The organism is Nostoc sp. 'Lobaria pulmonaria (5183) cyanobiont', assembly GCF_002949795.1.
Taxonomy (GTDB): Bacteria; Cyanobacteriota; Cyanobacteriia; order Cyanobacteriales; family Nostocaceae; genus Nostoc.
In genome coordinates, this window is the sequence record NZ_CP026692.1 from 384948 (window position 1) to 405793 (window position 20846).

18 protein-coding genes are annotated in these 20846 nt (G+C 40.2%); 9 read left to right on the forward strand and 9 right to left on the reverse strand.

Annotated elements, in window-relative coordinates:
* Positions 1 to 3 precede the first annotated feature (3 nt).
* The 8 genes from NLP_RS01575 to NLP_RS01610 all read left to right on the forward strand — a co-directional run bounded on the left by NLP_RS01575 (position 4) and on the right by NLP_RS01610 (position 8051).
* Positions 4 to 1368, forward strand: coding sequence for an MATE family efflux transporter (locus NLP_RS01575; protein ID WP_104904856.1), 1365 nt, complete (start codon positions 4 to 6; stop codon positions 1366 to 1368).
* 88 nt (positions 1369 to 1456) lie between these two features.
* Positions 1457 to 1843 carry a GtrA family protein gene (locus NLP_RS35935; RefSeq protein ID WP_104904857.1) on the forward strand — a complete coding sequence of 129 codons (387 nt, stop codon included), beginning with the start codon at positions 1457 to 1459 and terminating at the stop codon, positions 1841 to 1843.
* Positions 1844 to 1892: 49 nt separating this feature from the next.
* On the forward strand, positions 1893 to 2864 hold the full coding sequence (locus NLP_RS01585; RefSeq protein ID WP_104904858.1) for a glycosyltransferase family 2 protein: 972 nt from the start codon (positions 1893 to 1895) through the stop codon (positions 2862 to 2864).
* Between the two features lie 7 nt (positions 2865 to 2871).
* The gene (locus NLP_RS01590) at positions 2872 to 3315 is read left to right on the forward strand and encodes a sugar 3,4-ketoisomerase (protein WP_104904859.1); all 444 of its coding nucleotides are present in this window, start codon (positions 2872 to 2874) and stop codon (positions 3313 to 3315) included.
* Positions 3315 to 4424 (forward strand): DegT/DnrJ/EryC1/StrS family aminotransferase, encoded by a 1110-nt coding sequence (locus NLP_RS01595; protein ID WP_104904860.1) that lies wholly within the window; start codon positions 3315 to 3317, stop codon positions 4422 to 4424. The genes NLP_RS01590 and NLP_RS01595 overlap by 1 nt, the downstream gene beginning before the upstream one ends.
* Before the next feature lie 46 nt (positions 4425 to 4470).
* Complete coding sequence (rfbA, locus tag NLP_RS01600; RefSeq protein WP_104904861.1) at positions 4471 to 5391, forward strand: glucose-1-phosphate thymidylyltransferase RfbA; 921 nt, start codon at positions 4471 to 4473, stop codon at positions 5389 to 5391.
* 242 nt (positions 5392 to 5633) lie between these two features.
* Positions 5634 to 6395 carry a class I SAM-dependent methyltransferase gene (locus NLP_RS01605; RefSeq protein ID WP_104904862.1) on the forward strand — a complete coding sequence of 254 codons (762 nt, stop codon included), beginning with the start codon at positions 5634 to 5636 and terminating at the stop codon, positions 6393 to 6395.
* A gap of 102 nt (positions 6396 to 6497) precedes the next feature.
* Positions 6498 to 8051 carry a glycosyltransferase family 39 protein gene (locus tag NLP_RS01610; protein ID WP_104904863.1) on the forward strand — a complete coding sequence of 518 codons (1554 nt, stop codon included), beginning with the start codon at positions 6498 to 6500 and terminating at the stop codon, positions 8049 to 8051.
* Positions 8052 to 8206: 155 nt separating this feature from the next.
* Here the strand turns inward: NLP_RS01610 and NLP_RS01615 are convergent, their stop codons facing one another.
* The 3 genes from NLP_RS01615 to NLP_RS33965 all read right to left on the reverse strand — a co-directional run bounded on the left by NLP_RS01615 (position 8207) and on the right by NLP_RS33965 (position 12712).
* Positions 8207 to 10021: an ABC transporter ATP-binding protein gene (locus NLP_RS01615; RefSeq protein WP_104904864.1), complete on the reverse strand. Its 1815-nt coding sequence runs from the start codon at positions 10019 to 10021 to the stop codon at positions 8207 to 8209.
* Positions 10018 to 11811, reverse strand: coding sequence for an ABC transporter ATP-binding protein (locus NLP_RS01620; protein ID WP_104904865.1), 1794 nt, complete (start codon positions 11809 to 11811; stop codon positions 10018 to 10020). The genes NLP_RS01615 and NLP_RS01620 overlap by 4 nt, the downstream gene beginning before the upstream one ends.
* Positions 11812 to 12457: 646 nt before the next feature.
* A complete protein-coding gene (locus NLP_RS33965) occupies positions 12458 to 12712 on the reverse strand; it encodes a hypothetical protein (protein WP_199784739.1) in 255 nt (84 codons plus the stop codon).
* A gap of 80 nt (positions 12713 to 12792) precedes the next feature.
* On the opposite strand from NLP_RS33965, the gene NLP_RS01630 reads away from it, so the two are divergent.
* Complete coding sequence (locus NLP_RS01630; RefSeq protein WP_234017160.1) at positions 12793 to 13971, forward strand: PepSY-associated TM helix domain-containing protein; 1179 nt, start codon at positions 12793 to 12795, stop codon at positions 13969 to 13971.
* Positions 13972 to 14261: 290 nt separating this feature from the next.
* Here NLP_RS01630 and NLP_RS01635 read toward each other — a convergent pair whose 3' ends face one another.
* The 6 genes from NLP_RS01635 to NLP_RS01660 all read right to left on the reverse strand — a co-directional run bounded on the left by NLP_RS01635 (position 14262) and on the right by NLP_RS01660 (position 20840).
* Positions 14262 to 15416 carry a PepSY-associated TM helix domain-containing protein gene (locus NLP_RS01635; protein ID WP_104904866.1) on the reverse strand — a complete coding sequence of 385 codons (1155 nt, stop codon included), beginning with the start codon at positions 15414 to 15416 and terminating at the stop codon, positions 14262 to 14264.
* A gap of 85 nt (positions 15417 to 15501) precedes the next feature.
* Positions 15502 to 15804 (reverse strand): hypothetical protein, encoded by a 303-nt coding sequence (locus NLP_RS35940; protein ID WP_442946638.1) that lies wholly within the window; start codon positions 15802 to 15804, stop codon positions 15502 to 15504.
* Complete coding sequence (locus NLP_RS01645; RefSeq protein WP_158680251.1) at positions 15805 to 16038, reverse strand: TonB-dependent receptor plug domain-containing protein; 234 nt, start codon at positions 16036 to 16038, stop codon at positions 15805 to 15807.
* A 9-nt stretch (positions 16039 to 16047) separates the two neighbouring features.
* Complete coding sequence (locus tag NLP_RS01650; protein ID WP_234017163.1) at positions 16048 to 18741, reverse strand: TonB-dependent receptor; 2694 nt, start codon at positions 18739 to 18741, stop codon at positions 16048 to 16050.
* A gap of 273 nt (positions 18742 to 19014) precedes the next feature.
* Positions 19015 to 20010, reverse strand: a complete 996-nt coding sequence (locus NLP_RS01655) for a helix-turn-helix transcriptional regulator (RefSeq protein ID WP_104904868.1) — start codon at positions 20008 to 20010, stop codon at positions 19015 to 19017.
* Between the two features lie 419 nt (positions 20011 to 20429).
* Positions 20430 to 20840: a DUF2358 domain-containing protein gene (locus tag NLP_RS01660; protein ID WP_442946655.1), complete on the reverse strand. Its 411-nt coding sequence runs from the start codon at positions 20838 to 20840 to the stop codon at positions 20430 to 20432.
* Positions 20841 to 20846: the final 6 nt, after the last annotated feature.

A 20846-nucleotide genomic window follows, 5' to 3' on the forward strand; every position in this document is an offset into this window, starting at 1 on the left:
TAAATGACTGCTCAAAAACAATCTAAAATTACAAACGAAATCCTTCAAGGCAATCTAATTAAATTGATGTTTAAGTTATCAATTCCTAGTATTCTGGGAACACTGATGGTTAGTTTAAACTCTTTTATCGATGCTTTGTTTGCAGGAAGATTTCTTAATGAAACAGCTTTGGCTGGCATCTTACTTGCACTACCATTTACAAGTATAGTAGAAGGATTTGCTGCCTTGATTGGGGTAGGTTCTGCTTCTGTTCTCAGTCGAGCTATTGGGTCTGGAGATATTAAAACTCAATCTAAAATATTTGGCAACCTCATAATTATGAGTGTTGTAATTTCATTTTTTATTACAATTATTGGCTATGTATTTGGTAAAGAATTAATTGCATTCATGGGAGGAAGTGGTCAAGTAGCTTTAGAAGGGACGAAATATTTGAAGACTTATATACTAGGTTCTGTTTTCTTCATTGGAGGAACAGCTTGTGGTGAAATCATAAGTTCAGAGGGACAAATTAGATTAACCACAATATCTATGTCGATTTTTGTAATCATTAACATATTATTAAATTATATATTTCTTACTGTATTTCATTGGGGAACCTCAGGGATTGCCCTTGCCACAATTATTGCAATGGTTTTTTCTAGTATTGTGAACTTAGCTTATTTTATTTTTGGTAAAAGTTTTATATCAGTGAATCTTAAAAAATTAGCGATCGCAATAGATTTACTACCCGCAACATTGTCAGTAGGAATGTCATCACTATTTGCTCCAGTTATGATGTTGGCTCAAGGGTTTGTAGTTTTTAATTCAATTTCTTACTATGGAACAAACAATGACATTGCTTTTTTTGGTGCAACACAAAAAGTAACTTCATTAGTATTTATTCCTGTTGTCGGTTTTGCACAAGCATTACAACCAATAATTGGTATGAATTATGGGGCAAAAAATCATAGGAGGATCAAAAAAGCCTACTTAACTTTTGCAATTATTGGAACTATTTTATTACTATTAATTTGGCTACCTCTACAACTCTCTCCAAGGACATTTTTGGGTATAATTCTACCAAGTGTTAATTTTACAGAAGATGATATCTTCAATTTTAGACTTCTCAGCATATTAGCACCAGTATGGCCTTTAGCATCCTTTAGTAATACTCTTTTTCAATCTATAGGTAAAGGTAAAACTATATTAGTAGTTCTTTTATTAAGAACTATATGTTTATATGTACCAATGGTGTTATTTTATTCAAGGATATATGGATTAAAAGGTATATATTATGGAATGCTTTTTGCAGATGTAATATTTATGTTTATTGTGTTTATTCTAACTGTTTTAGAATTCCAGTCTTTAAGTAAACTAAAAGTTGAATAATACAAATTATAAGTTATCTAAAAATAGTTTCGTAGGTTTTAAAGTTTTTTTAACTCAAAAAAAGTAAAAGAGATATTAAATCAAGCTTATGCATTATTGTTCAAAGAGATTTATAAAGTTTCTGATAGTAGGGGGAATCAATACACTTTTTGGTTACTCGATATTTGTTATGTTAATTTTATTAAACTTTCGCTATGAAATGGCAGTATTAATATCAACTACGTGTGGAGTATTATTTAATTTTAAAACTACAGGAACTTTCGTTTTCAAAAACAAAAATAACAAATTAATTTTTAAGTTTATACTAGTCTATATTATCATATACTTACTACAATTATTTTTGCTAAAACAATTATTAGCTTACAAAATTAATCTTTTTGTAGCAGAAGCTTTAATTCTATTTCCTCTTGCTTTAGTCTCATATACATTAAATAAAATATTTGTTTTCCCAAAATATAAACAAATAAAAATGTAAATTATCCAGATACTATCTGCAAAAATTAAAAATTACGGAGGACTTAACATTGGCTTATATTTCTGTTGTCATTCCTGTCTATAAAGCTGAAGGTTGTTTACATGAGCTTTATCAAAGATTAAAAGCCTCTATTGAAATTATTTCTGAAGACTTTGAGATAATTTTAGTTGAGGATTGTGGAGGCGATCGCTCCTGGGAAATCATACTAGAATTAGCTAATAAAGATCCACGAATTAAAGGGATTCAATTTAGTCGTAACTTTGGTGAGCAATATGGTATTACAGCTGGCTTAGATCACTGTAATGCAGAGTGGGTTGTAATTATGGACTGTGACTTGCAGGATCGTCCTGAAGAAATTCCTCGTTTATACGCTAAAGCACAAGAAGGCTATGATATAGTATTAGCTAAGAGAGGTAAGCGAAAAGACCCTATTCTGAAGCGCCTTACTTCCTCGCTATTTTATAAAGTTTTCAACTATCTAGCAGATATTAATTACGATGGACAAGTTAACAACTTTCGTATTGTTTCTAGGAAAGTTGTAGACAGTTTTCGTGTCTTGCGTGAACAACTAAGATTTTTTAGTCTTTTGGTACAGTGGATTGGTTTTCCTACTGCTAGTATTGACGTTCAACATGGTAGTCGGTTCGCCGGAAAAAGTACATACACCTTTAAGAAATTGTGGAAAATGGGAAGCGAAACTTTAGTTGCTTATTCTGATAAACCTCTGCGATTATCAATCAAGCTGGGTTTCTTAATATCTTTCCTAGCTTTTCTATATGGCACTTATACTTTTATTGATGCCTTACTTTACGGAACAACCGTTACAGGCTGGACTAGCGTGATTGTTTCTTTGTATTTTCTCTGTGGAATTATTATTGCTTTTTTAGGAATCATTGGTCTTTACTTAGGTAAAACTTTTGATGAGACAAAAAAAAGACCACTTTATATCATTAGACAATATTCGGATAGTAAGGACAGCAGTGCATCAAGGTTATATTTAAGTAACCGTTCAGGGAGGTAACGAGACAATGAAAGTTACAGGCGATTTGAAAGAAAATCAGACTAGCATTCAGCAATATCAATTAATTGATTTGCCAAAGATTACTGATCCTCGTGGCAATTTGACTTTTATTGAAGCGAATAGACATATCCCTTTTGAGATAAAAAGAGTTTTTTACCTTTATGATGTGCCTATTAGCGAAGAAAGAGCCGGACATGCTCATCGCGAGTTACAGCAATTTGTAGTGGCAATATCAGGTAGCTTCGATGTAAAAATTAATGACGGTTATCAAGAGAAAAAATATCACATGAATTGCTCACACTCTGGTCTTTATTTCGGCTCGATGATCTGGTGTGAAATTAATAATTTTTCGTCGGAAGCGGTCTGTATGGTTTTGGCATCAGATTTTTATGACGAATCTGATTATTATCGCAACTACAAAGATTTTGTTAATGCTATAAAAGGCAGCTAATGAAAATATCGTTTCTTGATTTAAAGGCATCTTGTTTAGAAATAAGACAAGAATTAGATGAAGCCTATAGAAAATTTATCGAGTCTGGCTGGTACATTCTTGGGCAAGAGTTAGAAGCTTTTGAAGCAGAATTCGCCTCTTATTGTAATGTCCAGCACTGCATTGGTGTCGGAAACGGTTTGGATGCACTACATCTGATATTAAGAGCAATGAATATTGGCTTAGGTGATGAAGTAATTGTTCCAGCCAACACTTACATTGCGACTTGGCTAGCAATTTCTCATGCAGGAGCTACACCAGTTCCTGTTGAACCTAATGAAAAAACTTACAATATAGAACCAAAGAATATTGAAGTAGCAATTACTTCTAAAACAAAAGCAATTCTAGCAGTTCATCTTTACGGTCAACCTGCTGATATGGATTCGATTAACGAGATTGCTGCACGATATGAACTTAAGGTAATTGAAGATGCTGCACAAGCTCATGGCGCACGTTACAAAGGGAGAAGAGTTGGTAGTTTAGGAGATGCAGCGGGCTTTAGTTTTTATCCAACTAAGAATCTAGGAGCATTAGGAGATGGTGGAGCAGTAACAACAAATGATGGTGAACTAGCAGATAAAATTAACCTGCTGCGAAACTATGGTTCTCATGTTAAATATTTGAATGAAATTAAAGGTTTTAACAGCAGGCTTGATGAATTACAAGCGGCATTTTTAAGAGTGAAGTTAGCAAAACTGGATAAGTGGAATGCTCATCGGGAGGAATTAGCAAAGTATTACATAGACAAACTGACTGACATTACTGAATTAATGGTTCCTTTTGTACCTACTTGGGCAGAGCCAGTGTGGCACTTGTTTGTAGTGCGCCATCCCAAGCGGGATATTCTCAAGCAGCATTTAAAAATATGCGGAATTGATTCACTGATTCACTACCCTATTCCTCCTCATTTATCAGATGCTTACGCAGAAAATCAATGGGGAATAGGTAGTTTTCCGATCACAGAACAGATGTCTCAAGAGGTACTAAGTTTACCAATTAGTCCTCATATAACGCACAAAACGATTAATAATGTTGCGGAGGTTTTACAAGTGTATACCAAAACGGGATGAAACAGAACTATGAGAAGCGATATTTTTAGTCTATGAGGATTGTAAAATGAAGGGCATCATTTTAGCTGGTGGCTCTGGTACACGTCTTTATCCTTTAACTTATGTTGTCAGTAAACAATTAATGTGTGTTTACGACAAACCAATGATTTACTATCCTTTGTCGGTATTAATGTTGGCTGGAATTCGAGAGATTTTGATTATTTCTAGTCCTACAGATTTGCCTCTTTTTCAGCAACTTCTTAAGGATGGTAGTCAATGGGGCCTCAAGTTTAATTATGTTGAGCAAGCTAAACCAGAAGGTTTAGCTCAAGCCTTTATATTGGGCAAAGATTTTATTGACAATGAACCAGTATGCTTGATTTTGGGAGACAACATCTTTTATGGAGACGGTTTAACTGAAATACTTACTCGCGCTGCCACTCTTTGTCAAGGAGGGTTAGTGTTCGGTTATAAGGTAAAAGAACCTCAAAACTACGGCGTGATTGAATTTGATGCCTACGGACAAGCAATTAGTATTGAGGAGAAACCAATAATTCCTAAATCCAAATATGCTATACCTGGGATCTACTTTTATGATTCCCAAGTTACTAAAATTGCTGCTAGTCTCAAGCCTTCCCCTCGAAATGAGTTAGAAATTACTGATTTGAATTTAGTTTACCTTCGTCGAGGTCAACTGCAAGTGGAAATACTGGGTCGAGGATATGCTTGGCTAGACACTGGTACACACGAATCATTGCATCAGGCGGCCAACTTTATCCAGATCCTAGAACAACGACAGGGATTCAAAATAGCTTGTGTTGAAGAGATTGCATATCGCAAAGGATATATTGACTCAGTTCAGGTTGGTAACATAGCTGAATCTATGGCTAAAAGTAGCTATGGTCATTACTTGATGCAAATTTTAGATGATGAGACTGACTCTAATTTCAGAAAAAAGAGTATAAAACAAGAGCAATTAGTGTTTTAGAGCAAAAATTTTCTGAGGCTAGACGAACGTGGCTTTTTTTGAAAGTTATAACGAAAGAGCTTTTTTGGACAAAGTAGGAATATCATATCGCGTTTAATATTGGTGGAGGATTAAATAACAAACTTTACCTCTATGAAGCAACTCAACTTTGTCAAGAAATTAGCGGAAATAAAATTTCTATTACTCCTGTTTTTGAAACTCGCGTTGGCGATGTCCCAATTTTTATTAGACAACATCTTTTTATGATTAAAAACGAGATCGAATACCAAAAGATGGCCGAAGTAGAGGAAACTCTGTGGTGGTATCGAGCGCTCCATGAATTAGTACTCGCTACACTTTTGAAGTTATCGAACGATAGAGCATTTACCATTCTCGATGCAGGTGCAGGAACGGGAGGACTGCTCAGCTTTCTAAAGCAGCATGGATACTATCAGCTTCGTGGATTTGATATATCTCCCTATGCTATCGACTATGCGCGAAGGAAGGGTATCTCGCTTGAGCTTAGTAGCCTACAAGAGATGTCACAACGAATTACGCCTCAATCTATCGACTGTATTATCTGTAATGATGTGCTCTGCTATCTGTCTCTAACCGAGCGAGAAGATGTTGCTCGTCAGTTTTACAACGCACTAACTCCAGACGGATATGTACTTTGCAATCTTCCTTCAGGGCAGGCATTTCGTGGCATTCATGATATAAGTGTTGGCATCTTATCGAGAGTAAATCAAAACGACATTCCTACGTTTTTCCCCTCTCATCTGTTCTCAATACATACAACCTTTTTTTGGCCATTTCTCCTTTCTCCGCTCATTTATATTGTTCGGGTTGCACAACGTATTCGACTGCGATATGGAACAAAGACGATATCCTCTGATGTTTCATTACCCCATCTCGTTATTAACGAAATTTTATATCGATTAACAGCGTTTGAAAACAGATTTTTCTCATACAAGCCTTTTGGAAGCTCTCTATTTATTGTGGCTCAGAAACGTCTGTTATCGTAAAAGATAACCATAATCAGTAGACTGAAAAGACCTTTACCAATAATAAAATATCTAGCCGTCGCTTTCGTCCTCAAGGCATTATTTTTATGAAGGGAATCGAAGATGATTAACTCAAAAAAATCAATCATTTTTTTGCAAAGTGATGTGGCTATATTATGTTACTTATCATTAGCAAAATTATTACTGCATTTTCTCACAAATGGACAATATGGTTACTTTTTTGATGAATTTTACTTTATCGCTGGTGGCGAACATCTTGATTGGGGCTTTCCCGATCATCCACCTTTAGTTTTTGCAATCGCTAATATCAGCCGTTGGCTGTTGGGAGATTCACTTTTCGCGCTTCGCTTCTTTGCTGCCGTAGCTGGAAGCCTAACTGTCTTGTTCACAGGACTAATGGTACGTGAACTTGGTGGTGGTCGATTTGCTCAGTGCCTAGCAGCGTTCTGTGTAATCGTATCACCGATGTATTTGTGGCATCACACAGTGCTGACAATGAATGCATTTGAGCCACTAATTTGGTTGCTGTGTACTTATATTACGATTCTCATTGTTAAGCATAACTCTCCTAAACTTTGGTTGCTAGTTGGTTTAATAGTAGGTATTGGATGGCTCAACAAATATTCAATTGTTTTCTTTTGCTTTGGTTTATTAGTTGGCTTATTGATTACTTCAAACCGACAGCTTTTACTTACTCGATACATTTGGATAGCTGGCTTAATTGCATTTACAATTGCTTTACCAAATCTAATTTGGCAAACTACACATGGTTGGCCTTTTTTTGAGATACAAAAAGCACTTAAAGCAGATTATCAGGTCGATTTTTGGATATCTACTATTAATTTCACCCTACAACAGATATTCCAGATGCATCCCCTGACGTTTCCAATTACATTAGCAGGATTTTACTATTATTTCAGAGACAAAGAAGGTAAATCATATCGTTTTATAGGATGGTTATGTATTGTTGTTTTTGGACTACTGATAATTCTTGAAGCCAGAGAAATTTATTATTTAGCTCCTATCTATCCATTGCTTTGGGCATCTGGGGCAGTCCAAGTTGAGAAGTTGATTTACAATCGCAGGCGTTTAAAATCTATTATTTTAGCTGTTCTAATTACTGGTGGTATTATAACAATGCCTGCCTCACTTCCTGTCCTGCCCTTAGAAACCTTCATCAGCTACTCACGTTTCTCACGCTATTTATTGCCGATTTGGGAATATCCCTTCATGCTAGAGCCAAAACAGGTGACGGCACCACACAGATGGACACTTGGTTGGCAGGAAGCTGTCGCGACAGTGGCTAAAGTTTACCATAGCCTTTTGCCAAGCGAGCAAGCAAAATGTGCCATTTTAGCTTGGGACTACAATTATGCTGGGGCGATTGATGTTTTAGGTGGAGCCTATGATTTGCCAAAATCAATCAGTGGCGATATAGGTTATTATTTCTGGGGACCAAGAAAATATTCTGGTGAGATTGTGATTAGTGTTGGAGGTGATTTAAATTACTTAAAACAGCTATTCAATCAAGTTAATCAAGTAGCTATGATAACCAATCAAAAAGTTGGAAAAAGTAGTAATACACCGATTTATCTGTGTAGACAAATCAAAATTCCTCTAGAGCAAAGCTGGTTAAATTTTAGAAATCATTGGTGAAGGAACTGTAATTTTTCAAACTTTTTTATTTTGAGTCTAGGCATAGAAAGACACATGAACTTATTCGCGAGTTATTATCCCGAATAAAAATACAGCTTTATGAATCCTTCAATAGCTTTGAGGCTATTTTGCGGGTGTTTTTTGTCTAAGTCCTATTAGTCCGAACTCGATCTAATTTGTCCCATATCTTCAGACCAGAGACGCTGCATTTCTTCGCAGTTTGCCAGCAACTCCTCCAACTTACCACTCGCTTCAACTCGACCATCTTTGAGGACAATAATTTGATCGGCTTGATGTAAAGCGATTTGACGATGAGAGACAGTTAAACAGGTAAAATTTTCCGTTGCCAACAGACGCTGCCATAAAGTGCGTTCTGTTTCCACATCCAAAGCACTAGACAAATCATCAAAAACCAACAACTCAGACTGGCGGACAAACATCCGCGCCGCAGCCGCACGCTGAATCTGACCACCAGAAAGTTTTGTTCCCCTTGGCCCGACAATAGTATCTAAGCCATTTTCTAAATTGGCAACATCTTTTTCCATCACCGCCAAATGAATAGCACCTGCCAAATCCACTACATCCTCCGGCAGTCCCATCAAAATGTTATCGCGTACCGTTTCGCTAAAAAGTTGCGGAACTTGGGCAGTATAAGCACTACGGGGTGGGACAAAAAAAGCGGCTGGGTCTGCAACTTGCTGATTATTCCAGAAAATCTCTCCTGCTTGTTTGGGTAAAAGCCCCAAAAGCACGCGCAATAAAGTACTCTTACCCGAACCAATGCGCCCGGTAATTACCGTCAGAGTACCCCTTTTCAAAGTCAGACTCACATGGGCAATACCGCACTCTGTACCAGGGTAGTGATAGCTCAAGTTCCTGAGTGCCAGCGTTTCTAAACGATGTTGCCCAGTCTTGGGAGTGTAAGGCAACTGGGGTAATTTACCCCGAAGATAAACTTTTTCGTGTTTGACTAAACTTAGAGGTGGCACACCAGGAATGAGTTCGGCCAGTCGGAGTAGGGAAACCTCAGTTTGGTAGTAACCTGTTAAAGACTCACTGAAAAATCCTGCGATCGCTGCAAACTCCCCCAAATATGAAACAAATAAAGCAAAATCACCGACTGTTAAAGTCGTTCCTGTTTTAATTTGCATCATCCCAGCCGCCGCCAGCAGCAAGATGGCTGTGCCCAGATTTGCTATATTTGTCAAAAACGAATACAGTACCTGTCCGAGTAACAAATCTTTGAGAGCGGCTTGGCGGCGAACTTCATTCACTTTCTCAAAGTATTCCACAACACGCTTCTCACTCCCAGCAACCTGAATTGCTTGTACTGCTGTGAAAATCTCGCCTAATAACCCCGTCACTCCCCCAATGGCTTCCTGATTTGCTTGTCGGTATTTGCGGATGCGCTTACTGGCTAAATTGATGGTTGCGATCGTCACTACTAAAGGTGCAAATACTATCAGTGCTAACAAGAGATTAACGCGAGCTAGGATAATTAAGCCGATGGTAATTGCTAGCCCCTGAGCAATTGGGTCGAAAGAAAAGGTCAAAAAATCGAGGATGGCTTGGATATCATCACGAAAACGGGAAATCGCTTCTCCAGATGAGCTTGGTAATGCTTGTGCGCCTGGTCGTTCCCAGATGCGAGCGAGTAAATGCTTGCGGAGCAGAGTTGCAACATGCATCCGAAACACACCATCAGCTGTGACACCAATCAACATAAATGTTTGCTGTGTGATAACACTCCCAACCAACAAAGCCAGCAATGTCCAAACGTTTAACCCTGCGGCTGTTTTGACTGTGATGGTATCGAAAATCTGGCGGATAATCAGTCCGGGTATCAAGAGAAAGAAATAAAATAGACCACTCGCTAACAACCCGTTGGTTAAGTAAAATAAAGGTTTGTAGCGAATTAACTCCAGTAAATACCGCCAAGTTGGGATGGAAGATGCAGTTTTTGTTCTCATGCCAAAGCTTCCTCTAACCCGATTTGCAGTAATTGGGCAAAGCGGGAGTCAGGGTTAGTAGCTAATTCCTGGCGCTGACCGCACTCTAGACAATGACCGTCTTCTAAAATCATGATTTGATCGGCTCGCTTTACTGTTGCTAAACGATGAGCAATAATGATGGCAGTTCTCCCAACGAGTAGGCGATCAATCGCTTTTTCTAACAAATGCTCTGTAACCGGGTCGAGGCGGGATGAGGCTTCGTCCAAAATTACCAAACCAGGGTTTTTGAGAAACACCCGCACAAATGCCAATAACTGCGCCTGTCCTGCTGATAGTCCGCTACCACCAGGAGCGAGTAAAGTGTCTAAACCGCTAGGGAGAGATTCATACCAGTCCCATAAGCCAACTTCCTGAATAACTGACTCTATGCGTTGATCGGGGATAGATGACTCAAACAAAGTGAGATTATCGCGGACACTGGCGTGGAAAAGTTGAATTTCTTGCGTTACCATACCGACGTGTTCCCGCAGTGTAGCCAAAGGTATATCGAGTAAGTTGACCCCGCCTAAACGAATTGTTCCTTGTGTGGGGTCGTAAAGTCGCAGCAGAAGGCGGGTGATAGTAGTCTTGCCACTGCCTGTGCGACCAAGTAGACCGAGAATGGTATCAGGCAACAAGGAAAATGAGACATCGCGCAATACTAAATCCGGTTGTGTTGCGATCGCATCTCTGTCAGGAGTAGGATAACGAAAGTCAACATTCTCGAATCTTACGCTCAATGCCTTATCTGGAAGAGTTGTTTGACCAATATCTGGAAGACGACTTTGGGTTGTGAGTAATTCTCGTACCCGAATTAAAGCAGCTTCAGCTTCTTGTAAATCTTGAACTTGGCGACCAAATTGTTGAATTGGTTGTTCCAATAACTCGATGTAGCGATAGATGAGATAAACTGTGCCGATCGCAAATGCGTTATTGAAAAAAAGCACGATGCTCATCCCCAAAATCACTGTTTTTCCCAGAGTAAAGAAAACACTCCAAGCGCTAAATACTCCAAGACCAAAGGTCTGTGATTTAACCAACTTGGGAAACAAATCTCGTGAGCGTTCGTAGAAACGGTGCATGACGTAGGCTGACGCACCAGAGGAACGCACATCTTCTGTACCAGAGAGTCGCTCTGCCAAAAAACCAAATAAAGCTGCACTGGAGGCACGTTCCGCTTGAAAATAAGGAATGACTATATTATTGAAATGATTAAAAGTAAACAAAAGGATGACTACCATTGCGATCGCTGTTAGCCCTATTCGCCAGTCAATATGAAACAGGGCAATAAAAACACCCACAGCAAAGATACTGTTACCCACAAAGTCGATGGCGAACCGAGAAAAAAAGTCATTCAATTGGCTGACATCACCATCTATGCGTTCGATTAAAGCCCCTGGTGTTTGGTTATTGTGAAAGGACATATCGAGTTGCAAGCAGTGCAGCGTCAGATTCGCCCGCAGTCGGTTTGTGGCTCGTAGGCCAATATCTGCTGCTAGATAGGTTTCTAATAAAGAAATTAGCCCAGTTGCTAAGGCTATTCCTAAAAAAAGCAACGCTAATTGGATTAGTCGAGAAAATTTTGCCCCAGCGTAGGCGTAGCCCGTCGTAGACATCGCTGTATCAATAAACGTTGCTAAAATCTGAGGATTAAGCAACCGTAAGCCAATACCAATCAGCAAGAGAATTAGTAGCAAAAGTGACTTATGCCACAGGGGTTGGAGATACCTGAGTAAAATGGAAATATAGTAACTGCAAGAGCTTTGCATAGTCTTAATTAATCATTCTTTTGGTTACATTGGCATCACTCAATTTTGCAATTTTTTTTACATTACTCCTTGTTTTCATCACTAATAAATAGAATGTCTGCATCAATTTTGTCTATAACTTCAATGGTATATGAAGGCAACTCATTTAGATTGCTGGAAATTGGTTTTAGGTGTACACCAATATAATTCAAAATTTGAAAGTAATTTTCATCTTTCGGCTTAATCCAAAAACTAGAATCATCAGATTCAATGACGGAGATATCTTTTACTTATAACGTGTTGCTCATATTTTGTCGTATTTTTTACACTCCTTTTTGATATTGGGCAAGAATTTATTCTGCTTTTTCATCCTGACCTACTAATTGAGCAACAGCAGCTCCTGTCACCAAACTGAATATCACACCAATTTTGGCAATTGGGAATCCACATCCGGGCTTTGACTACTGGATTGAGGGTATTCTTGCTGGTTCTCTACAGTGTCAGGCATGGACACAGTTGAACCATCTATCACTTTTACATTGCGACCACACCATAAATGTTCTTCTGTCATTTTTTCGTCTAGATTTTGTGCTGAGTAATTGAAAAGTTTCTCCAGTAATTTCTCCGGCAATCTCGACCGTGCTTGGCAGTAAGCACTTGTATCAGTTTAAGGGATTTCTACGTCTTCCTCTACCAAATGAGCAATTATTTTACTCACGGCATTATGGCAAGTTTTGTCAGTATCCAAAACCTGAGATAAAAATGCCCAAAGCGTTACTATTGGATCAAATAATCGTCTATAGTATCTAGTTTTTAGCTCCAAGAGTGCTTGCTCAATTACACTTGTTGGTAACAGTTCTTTAAAAGGTAATCCCAAAGATGAATTAAATTTATCCTTGAGGATTTGTACTCGTAGTGTCACAGTAGTATTTATGATGTTTGCTTGCTCGTCTCAAAGTAAGTATGGAATGAACCAGTAAGCTTTTCCTACCTAAAAATTTTTTGGACAACTCCTACATCTTTGCACTGGCTAGAGTCAGGCACGGTGTAGTTTACCGCCGCAGGCATCCCAACAGGCGGGCGGTTACGCCCGCAGCAAACTTCATTAGCGATCGCAACACTTCATCAAGGACAATCCCCTGCCCCGTCCCGACACTGTTTATAGCTTTAAAATCTGTAGCGCTTACCCTGTATAGCTTAGAGCTTTTCTTAGTGCAATTCGAGTCAGTAGTAGATACCGTTAAGGCAGCATACAACAAAGTGCCAGAACTCAAAGTTCAAACCATCTACACACCAAAAAAACCAGATGCTCCTTATCAACTCAACCTCGAACCTCCACAAGGCGAAACCACAGAAGTCTATGTCAATCCCTACACTGGCGCAATTATAGGCAGCCGTATTAGCGATCGCACATTCACGACATTCACCCTTGAACTACATGAACAACTGCTCGCTGGCGAAACTGGAACTCAAATAATGGGAGTAGCTGCACTATTACTATTCATCCTCAGCCTTACAGGTATCATCCTCTGGCCCGGATGGAGAAAACTCATTTCTGGTTTTAAGATCAAATGGAAAAATGCACATCCCAAACGAGTCAACTTTGATATCCATAAAGTAGCAGGAATTATTGCTGCTGTGTTTCTGACTTTCACAGGGTTTACTGGATTCTATTTGAATTTTAGAGGCTTCGTTACACCGATTATTTATACTGTTACTTTCACTCCTAATCCACCTGACCCGGTTTCCCAACCCATTGCTGGCTCAACGGCGTTAAGCCTAACACAATTGCTGCAACTCGCAGATGCCGCCCTACCAAACACCGTTACCACTGCTGTTTATTTACCTCAGACCCCGGAAGCAGCTATCTATATACGTAAGAAATATTCTCATGAAGAGGCAATCTTAGGTCGTTCAGGTGTGTACCTAGACCAATACACAGGTAAGACTATTCAGATCGAAGATGCACTCAAGAAATCTCTGGGCGACAAAGTTTTAGACTCATTTATACTATTGCATTTTGGTACTTTTGGCGGCTTACCAACACGTATACTCTACATCTTCGTGGGACTTGCACCATTAATTCTGTTTGTTACTGGTTGTGTGATGTGGTGGTATCGTTATCGGGCAAAAACTGTAGTTAGCCGCACAATAGATATATCACAGTCAGGTCAAAATTAACTGACAATTGATAGTGACAAAAAAAGGAGACGAGTCTGCCTCCCAAACTTGTGATGCGTAGACGTAGTCATCTGTAGGCGATCGCGTAGCGTCTCCAAAGGAGAATCGCATCCAACAGACCTTAGTTAGTACCCCAAAAAGGCGATCGCACTACTCAAAGCGTTGAATGATTAGGCCATGCCGTTCGCGGAGCGTCTCGTAGAGAAGGCTAGCTACGGCTACGCATAGAGTACCCAACAAGGGCGATGCTTTTGGCATCGCCCTTTGGTGTATACAATCTCAGTTGTCAGTTAGTTTCGACCTGACTGTGACATTTCTAGTGAGCGATCGCCTACACTAGTTTTAGCCCGATAACGATACCGCCACATCACAAAGCTAGTAATAAACAAAATTAACGGTGCAAGTCCAACAAAGACGTAGAAAATTCGGGATGGCAGTCCCCAGAAAGTACCGTAGTGGAGAGGGACAAAGGAGTTGATGATGCGATCGCCTAATGATACCTTCAAAGAACTATCTACTCGCAAAACCTTACCACTGTACTGGTCGAGATAAACAGTGCTTTCACCAGAGTCTACATCTTCTTGGGTCAGCTTAAAGCTAACTGTTAAGGCTTCTTCTGGTTTACTTGGAAAGTAAATTCTCCTGGGCGATGCATCCGGTAAGGCAGCTTGAGCAGTTTCTAATTGTTCCTTTAGTCCTAGCGCAGACTTACCAGCAATGGGAATAGATACCGGAGTTGGTTGCTCTTTGCTGAAGGTAGCTGCGTAAATCATTGGGTTGATGAACTCACTGAAGCTCCAGCAAAATCCTGTAAAGAATGCAAATATCAGAAATACTGCTGCGACAACGCCAGCAACTTTGTGAACATCAAAGTTAACCCGTTTGGGATGAGCATTCCACTTAATTTTGAAGCCAGAAATCAACCTGCGCCAACCGGGCCAAAGGATAATGCCTGTAATGCTCATGAAGGACATCAGTAAACCAATAATGCCCACAAACTTATAGCCAATGTCACCGCCTAAAAGAGTATAATGGAGTGGGTAGGCGATTTCATAAAACTTACTCACAAAACTTGGCTTTAAGTTATTGCCGAGAATCGCTCCTGTGTAAGGGTTAACGTAGTTTTCTGTCCAGTCATTTTCCTTGGTTTTCAGCACAACATTCATCGGCTCATTTGGCTTTGAGGGCAGATAAATCGTCTGAAGAGTTGCATCTGGTTGATCTGCATATGTCTTTTTCACCGTGTTAAGGACAACCTCAATTGGCAGTTGTTTACCTTGAGGAGTAATTGTGCTAATTCGGCGCTGCTGATCGAAGCTGTTAATTTCTGAGTGGAAGACCAATATAGAGCCAGTCAAGCCAACGATAATTGCAATCAGTCCTACAGCTAAACCAATGTAGCGGTGTAGGGTAAAAACTAGATGACGAAAGTGTTTAACTTGCATGGTGGAAGCTCTACAATTAAAAAAACAAGTTATTTGTAATGATAAATTTTATCAATAAATCATAATGTAACACAGTAAATAATTACTAATTCGTAATTCGGACTCTTAATACCTGAATAAAGAAATCAGGGTTAGAGTTATTGGGATCGTCTGTTACGATATTCGTCTTAGTGATTTGATAGACTGCCAATGTTGTCGAAAGTCTGCCTTCTAGAAAGTCAGCTTTAATGACCCGCTTCATATTGGGTTGCTTTGGTTGGCTCGAACTGGCTACTATCAGGGTTAAATCCTTGGGCAGGGTTAAAAGATTGACTGTAACTGGTGTAAAGAGAAACAGATTTGCTAGGCTGATACACCAACCCGATTCGGGGGCTGAACGCACTATCATTCAGCCATTTCGGAAATTTCCTCCTTGTTCAAATCCTCTGATAATATAGCTTCCGGCAGGTGAATTAAAATTGGTATCTGCACTGCCAACACCACTGATCGTTTCCACTGCCTCGGTCACAGTTTTCACATTGCGGTCTTCTAGCACCTGTCGCGGTATGACCTGAATTGATTGGGGAATATCGCGCAAAGGGGTGTAAACCTCTAAGAAAAGATTCCCTGCATTTTGAATCAAGCACCTGATTTAGAACTCGTAGGAAATCGTTGCCTGCACATTAAACGGTGCGCCTGGATAGACGAGGGTTCGTCTGGAAGCAGTCTCATAGTATTCTGTATCAAAAAGATTATTCACGTTGATCCCAACTCTCCAGTTGTCTCGGCGGTAAAACAAGGCAGCATCAGCACGGACGTAACTGGGAACCTGGAAATTGCTGTTGGGAAAATCGCCTTGCTGTTCGCCCACAAAGACTAGCCCAAATCCAAAGCCTAATCCTTTGTAGTCACCGCTTTGAAGTTCGTAGGTTGTCCACAGGTTCGCCGCGTTTTTGGGAACGTTCTGCAAAAGTTCACCCACTGGAATGTCATTGTCTTCGGTGACTCGCGCATCGGTATAAGCATAGCCTGCAATGATATTCCATCCCGGTAAGATTTCCCCCCCAATGGTGAACTCAACTCCTCGACTGCGTTGCTCACCGATTTGGATCGAGAAATTGATCGGATCAACAGGGTCACTGGTTAGCACATTGCTCTTAGTAATCTGAAAAGCAGCTAACGTGGCAGACAGCTTATTGCTGATGTCTGCTTTGATGCCAACTTCGTATTGGTTGCCTCGCTCAGGCTCAAAGATTTCTTGAGTTCGCGATCGCCCAATCACCGGATTAAACGATTGACTGTAGCTGGCATATAGAGAAATCGGTTTAATAGGCTGATAGACAATGCCCACACGAGGACTGAACGCTTGATCCGCCTGAGAAAAGGTTCCCAAAGTATCGTACTGATCGATGAAGTCAAAGCGTCCACCGACTAGCAAGTGTAAATTCTCGGTAATGTCAATCTGATCCTGAATATAGATACCCAGGGTGTCTGTGAAAGTTGTGCCATAGTTCTCGATTTGGACATTTGGTCGAGTAACATTGTAATTTGGGTTGAAGATATCGATTGTCGGTAATAAAGCAGTACCAAACGTGAAATAGTCGGTAGTGCGACTAAGATCAAACCCGACTAATAACTGATGCTGAATGGAACCCGTGGCAAATTTCCCAATTAGATCGGTCTGCATTTGATAGCTCTGGGCTATGGAAACCCCATCCGCATAGAGTCTATCAAGAAAGCGATCATCACGGAAGTCATTTTCTACGTATGTATAGCCACCAGAGGAAGATGTATTAGAGAAAGAAAGTCCATTGCGAAGCTGCCAGTTATCACTGAACTTATGCTCAAATCGGTAACTCGCCTGATATTGCTCCTCGGTATACCTGTCCAGGGATGGATAGAACAAGGCTCGATTAATCGGCAGCACCAGAGAACCATCACTGAGGGCTAATACACCATAATCAAGCTGTGGATCGTTATAGGTATAGGAGAAGTCAACCGTTAAGGTCGTATTTTTGCTGATATTCCATTGCAGGACAGGAGCCACAGAAAAGCGCTGCTCACTCACAAAGTCTCGAAAACTGCCATTGTTTTGATAGGCTGTATTAAGCCGATACCGCAAATTGCCGTCATCAGTTAAGGGTTCTGAAAGATCAAGCTCTGAACGGTAAAAGCTGAACTGCCCCCCTGTGAAGTTGACATTATAATAAGGCTCACTCAGAGGCTGTTTCGTCACCGTGTTGATCACGCCTCCGGGCTGCAATTGCCCAAACAAAACCGATGCCGGTCCGCGTAACACCTCAATGCGTTCTATATTCGCAAGATCCACATCCGCGGGTGCTCTGACACCGCTACGAAACCCATTTATGAGGTTGAAATCTTGTCTAAATCCGCGAATAACAAAATTTTGATTTTGACCAAAATACTGTGAGACACCCGGAGCATTATTTCGCACTGCATCTTGCAGTCGATTCACGCCCTGATCTTTAATCACCTGATTGGGAATGACTTGAATTGACTGGGGAATGTCTCGCAAGGGGGTATCGGTTCTTGTCGCTGTTGTCGCATTTTGCACATTATAGCCATCCTGCTCCCCTGTCACTACCAACTCAATCGGCTCATCCTGTGCTGCTGGTTTCTCTTGCGGTGTCTCACTAGAAGGCTTTTCTTGAGTTTGCGGTGTTTGGGGTTGCTGTGGTGGCTGTGTCGCTATTGTAGCCGAAGTTATACCAAAAACCAACCCGGCATCATCATCAAATAATTCAACTGTGGGCAAAGCCTTCTCACCTACTACCGTCACTCGGACAGTGTTTGCATCAATATTGGTAACTGTTATTTCAGTAATTCCCGCACTAGGTTTCTCGGAACGAAATGTAAAAGCCTCATCTGACGGTAAACGCAACTGCCCACCAGATATGTCGGCAATAAAATTATTACCCGTACTGCGATTTCTGACTTGCAGTTGAGTCCCTTGAGGAGTCTGTAAAATTATCTCTACACCTTGAGCAGTGGGATTTGCTTTAACGGACGTTATTGGTACTATTTCTGAAGTTGGTGTTATTTGTGGCGTGGGCGACTGCACTAGTAACAGTTGGGCATTGGTAATGGGGGGTTCAACTTCGCTTAGTTGTCGAATTATAGGATAATTGTTTCGGCGTAGCCCGCCTTTGGCATTGCCCCTGCCAACTTTCAAAAGGGTAGTAAGGTTGCTGGAAGTACGGGAATCGACATTATTTTCTGATTTCACTTGTGCCGATGCAGGCATAACTACTAAAGCACTCAAACATCCTGAAATACTCAGTAACAGCCACAACTGAAAACCGCTATATAACCACGAATTTTTCATCACAACTCCTCAAACACTAACTTGCTAAACCTAACTTTATTGACACTATTTGCAATGAGCATCTCAAAAAGTAGAGATTGATCATTCAAGGAGTTGAATGACTAAAAACTTAATTCCCTGTAACAGGGAATCAAACCACTCAGCTTTTATTGAATATGCACACAAGCCCAGAATTTTAAACAAAATCTGGTTTATTGCAAATTATTTTTATTCTCTAGTGAGAGTGAGTATAAAGAAGAATTGGTTATTGAGTCTATGGCAAAAACGGCATCGTCAGTCCGAAACGGACTTTTTCCCAGATAAACATTCACTCGGCATGATACCGAATCTACGTTTAAAAGCAGATGCAAAGCGTCCTTGCTCAGAATAACCGACTTGGTGGGCAACCTCGCCAACAGTGGTGTTTCCCTGACGTAATAACTGTTCTGCCCACTCCATGCGCTTGTCTGTCAGGTAGCGAAATACTGTTGTGCCAAAGAGTTCCTGAAATCCGCGTCTGAGAGTGCGATCGCTTATTCCTACCATCTGTGCTAATTCTAGTAATAAGGGTGGATTTTCTAAATTAGAGTGCAAAATTTCTCTAGCATGATGGATTCTGGCAATAGTTCCTGACTTTAATCTCGGTAATGGTTGCAATCCCTCCTGATGTGCCAAAATCGGGGTTAGTTGCAATGTCATCAATTCCAAAACCTTCGCTTGCAAATACATCCGTTTGGTTACACCGTGGTAAGGACAATTAATAATTTGTTGTACCACTCCTTGGATAGTTGGTGTAATTTCTGGGTAAACTAAAGTTTGCCAATCATCACCCTTTGCTAAAAAACGCAACTGGGGCAAAATTTCTCCATCTGTTGTCGGGAAAAAGGTTCTCAACACATCAGGGGACATATGAATGTCCACACCCACACGTCGCGGTTGCGGAATTTTAATCGACATTTGGCGTTGGATACCACTACCAGAGATACAAGTGTATCCTTCTCCAACTTTTCCTCCGTATTCATCTATGACGCTGCCTGAAAGCAAAACGCCAAATTGCAAGGGATGTTCCCATTCGGAAATTTGTATGATGACATCATTATGATATTCATAGTCCATAATCGCCAGCCAAATTTCAGGATGGACTTGTACAGCGCGAGAACTACCTTTACCTAATTGCTTAGGCACATCCAAAGTGAATTCAAAGGGTTCTGAGATAGCATCACATATAACACTCTGGGCAACCTCATCCCACAGTTCCTCTTCTTCCTGCGCTGTCATGGTAATAGTCATTGCTGGCGATTAATGCTAGTGATTAGCAATAATCTTACAGGAACTAGGGCAAGAGTCCATGATAATTTGGATATTTAACGTTTGATAAATGCAAGGGTTTGGGGAGCTGCTAGGAGCGATCGCTAGCCTTAGACTGAGGAATCCTCACAGAAGAACACATGAAAGAGTGACTTAGGACTAGTATTATTACTCAGCACGGGCTAAACGCACCGCTACCGCTAACGGGACTCAGCACTCTTCATAGACTAGTAAAATATGTTTAGCCAAAGTCCGTAACGCACCCTAATAGTACAACAGTGCGGAAATAAACATACCATTTAAAATGGCGCAAAAGCACGAAATACAATTCTTTTGACTTTTGACTTTTGACTTTTGACTTCCGCCTTGCGGTACTAGTCTGTCAATGATATAACAGCTAATTAGCGATCTTCTTGCCTTTGCCAAAACTGCCGTAAAATCTCCCCTGGTTTTCTATCCCAGGTGTCTATATGCTCGTATATCAAATTATTTGGATTGAGTTTATACGTCGAATAGCCATTAAAAAGCAACCCAGCTTTCCAGGGAACGCGCAACACTCCCCGCACCGTCCACTTTGCTAGAATTGTGTCTTCATCTGACTGATAAACCTCATGCACATCAAAGTAACTCTGAGTAAAAAATAACCGAGCGTGAAATCGTAAAGTCCAAAATATAATGCGATAGTTAAATTTATATTTAAATGTATTTACCGGGTCTTTAAAATAGATATCCTGTGTATAAATTTGATACGAGATATCTTTTTCAAAAAGTGTTGGTAAGTCTTCTTTTAAAGTATTAATTACCTTTTCCATTGGCAA